We start from the raw sequence: 3074 nt of genomic DNA on the forward strand, positions 1-3074 counted from the left end.
CTTCGGCATCATCCCGATGGTCGTCCAGCAGTTCGAGAGTGTCGACGACATCCTTCGCACCGCAGTCGCAATGGCGCGCATGTCTCATCTGGCACGACGAGGCGACAAGATCATCATTACGGCAGGCTCGCATGCAGGAGTCGCCGGCAGTACCAATCTCATCAAGGTCGAGGATCTGGACTAGGCTCGCTCCCTGAGCATTGCAAATCGACCGGTACGCATAGAATGAGCTTGGCATAATACCCCGGAGTTCCGGGGTATGCCATGACAAGGGGGAACAGGCGTGAAAAGAAAGGTATCTTATTTCAAGATCTTCCTGCTTGGATTCGGGTTCTTCGGTATCTCGATCCTCTGGTCGCTCTACAACTCAGATATTCCTATCATGTTGAAGAGTTTCTACAATTTATCCTATACAGCGTCAGGATGGGTGATGAATGTCGACAACATTCTGGCGATAACACTCATTCCACTCGTAGGTTTCTGGTCAGACCATGTATGGACACGTATTGGACGTCGTATGCCGTTTATCATTTCAACATTGCCCGTCGGAGCTGTTCTGTTTGCGCTGGTTCCCTGGATTCCACTCTGGTTTGGCTCAAGCACAACATCTCTTGTTGTGTTCATTCTTGTTCTGTTCTTCATGAACATCTCCTTGGGGATTTCACGTTCACCCATCATCGCCCTGATGCCGGATCTCGTTCCATCGGAAGAGCGCTCACCAGCCAACGGCGTCATCAATTTCATGGGAGGATTCGGCTCCCTGCTGGTGTACTTCGTTATCGGCAAGATCTCGACGACCAATAGGCCGCTGGGTTTTGCGATTGCAGGAGCATCAGTTCTGGTAGCTGCAGTTATCATGTTTCTGTCGATCCATGAGACGCGTGACTCGCTTGACCGCAAGGCTCCACAGTCGGAGCATGCTGACTTCTCCCTGCTTCACAAAATGTGGACGCCGAAATATCGCAGTCTGCTGCTCATCTGTCTAGCCATTTTCTTCTGGTTCATCGCATATAACGCCATTGAAACTTATTACCCAACCTATATGCACTACGAAGGTCCTGCAGTGAAAGCACTGATAGCCAGGCTTGGCACGGCCACGCCCACCGACGCGGTAAGCCTTGCACAGCTGGATAGCGTGCGCCAGACATCTGAGGCCAGCGCGAAGTTCAATTTCGGCGTCATGTCGCTTGCCTTTATGGTGCTGGCAATCCCGGCTGGATTCATTGGCAAGGCTCTGGGGCGCAGGAGTACAATCGTTATAGGCCTGACAGGTGTCATCCTTATGGTACTCCTGCTCGCACTTAACATTGTCGGCATAGGAGTATTGGCGGTATTCATCATGGGAGGCTTGTCCTGGGCACTGGTCAACATCAATTCGCTGCCAATGGTACTCGACATGGGTTCCCTGGAGATGGTCGGAGCACTTACCGGCGTTTATTATTTCTTCTCGCAGGCAGCAGATATTATCAGTCCTCCACTTGTCGGGCGCATCGCCGACCTCGCAGGCGGGACGATGTCAGTCATGTTCCCATATGCGGCTATCTTCTTCGTGCTCTCGGCAGTCTGCATGCTCTTCATACGCTCTGAAGACAAGCCAGCGATCTCATCCGACCAGACCCTCTCTGCCAATGGCCCTGCCGTTTGACAAGGCCTCGGCGGCCCCGATCCGCCGCCAGGCAGGCTCAGACACAGCCTGCCTTCTGCTGCACGGCCTGACCGGGGCACCAGCTCGCGACCTTTGGTTCCTCGCGGAGTATCTGTCTGCACGCAGCATTTCCGTCGTTGCTCCGCTTCTCACAGGCCATGGCAAAACGTGGAAAGAACTGGAGTTTGCGACGTCGGAGTCCTGGCAGAATGACGCCCTCGTGGGGCTCGATGAAGCACGCGCGATGGGCAAGACGGTATTCGTGGCTGGATTGTCGATGGGTGGAACGCTCACCCTGTACCTGGGAGAACACCATCCCGAGATCGCAGGGCTTATTACCATCAACGCGCCCGTCTATCTGGACGACCCCAAGATGAGACTGGTCCCGATATTGCGACACTTCCGAAAGAACCAGCCCAAGGGGCCTCCCGACGTCGCTGATCAGGACGCCATGCTCCCCGATCTTGGCTTCAACTCGCTGGAAGCCATCTATCAGTTCGAACGCCTCATGCAGGGAGTGCGTGGAGACCTCGGCATGGTTACGCAGCCACTCCTTTCTTTCCGCTCGATGCAGGACCATGTCGTCCCGCCGCGTAACGCGGAATATATTCTGGACCATGTCAACAGCCGCATCAAGAGCGTCATCACCCTGGAGCATTCCTACCACTGCGCCACAATCGACTATGACCGCGAGAGGATTGCGGCCGACATTGAACAATTCATCACGCTGGTACAGAAGCAGCAAGTCTGAGAGACCGTCTCTTACTTCAACTGGCACGACAAACCCCCGGCCCTGAGGCCGGGGGTTTTCACAGAGCGGGACCTGATACTACTTTCGACGAATGCGCCAGCTGATGCCTTCGCGCTGCAGCGTCCAGCCGCCAGCGCGCAATCCACGACGCGCCGTGTTGAGCTTCATGGTCAGGATGCGGTCCGTCGAGAAGATCCGAGCTGCGACCGTGGCCAGAACCAGGAACAGCGCGAACTGGTAGATAATGCCTGCGACGACCATCGTGAAATTATGGGCGAAGATGAACTGGGCGGCCAGGAATGGGTGCGAAAACGGGATTGCATAGATAAGCCATTTCAGGACGGGAGATGCCGTGTTGATGTCGATGAACATGGTAATGAGGTAGGGCAGCAGGACAATCATTATGAGCGGCATAATGGCGAATTGCACGCTCTTGAGGTCTTCGGCGAACGCCCCCAGGATGACAGCGATGGAGAGAGCTACCATGATCCCCATGAACACGCTCAGACCGAGAAGAACGTAACCGCGGAGGTCGAGAACCAGGCCAAGCTTCTGGATTGCCTGGCCGACTGCTGCAGACGTCCCGCCGGTGCCCCCGATGAGGCTGCCCATGTAGCTCTTCATGGCGACCATGTATGCAGCGGCCGAAATCAGTGCGACGATACCCGCGGCCATCAT

At 55.3% G+C, this 3074-nt stretch carries 3 protein-coding genes and 1 pseudogene; 3 read left to right on the forward strand and 1 reads right to left on the reverse strand.

Annotated features, from left to right (window positions below):
- The 3 genes from SMC5_RS10145 to SMC5_RS10155 all read left to right on the forward strand — a co-directional run.
- Window positions 1-184 (forward strand): pyruvate kinase alpha/beta domain-containing protein (locus tag SMC5_RS10145; RefSeq protein WP_207799226.1); only part of this gene is annotated, 184 nt, incomplete at its 5' end.
- Between the two features lie 99 nt (window positions 185-283).
- Complete coding sequence (locus SMC5_RS10150; protein WP_119087036.1) at window positions 284-1645, forward strand: MFS transporter; 1362 nt, start codon at window positions 284-286, stop codon at window positions 1643-1645.
- Window positions 1629-2396, forward strand: a complete 768-nt coding sequence (locus tag SMC5_RS10155; RefSeq protein WP_165846509.1) for an alpha/beta hydrolase — start codon at window positions 1629-1631, stop codon at window positions 2394-2396. Before SMC5_RS10150 ends, SMC5_RS10155 begins: the two co-directional genes overlap by 17 nt.
- Before the next feature lie 78 nt (window positions 2397-2474).
- On the opposite strand, the pseudogene SMC5_RS10880 reads toward SMC5_RS10155, so the two are convergent.
- Window positions 2475-3074, reverse strand: a pseudogene (locus SMC5_RS10880) (ABC transporter permease); the annotation flags it as partial.

The sequence above is a fragment of the Candidatus Cryosericum odellii genome (assembly GCF_003570935.1).
In the GTDB taxonomy this organism is placed as follows: domain Bacteria; phylum Caldisericota; class Caldisericia; order Cryosericales; family Cryosericaceae; genus Cryosericum; species Cryosericum odellii.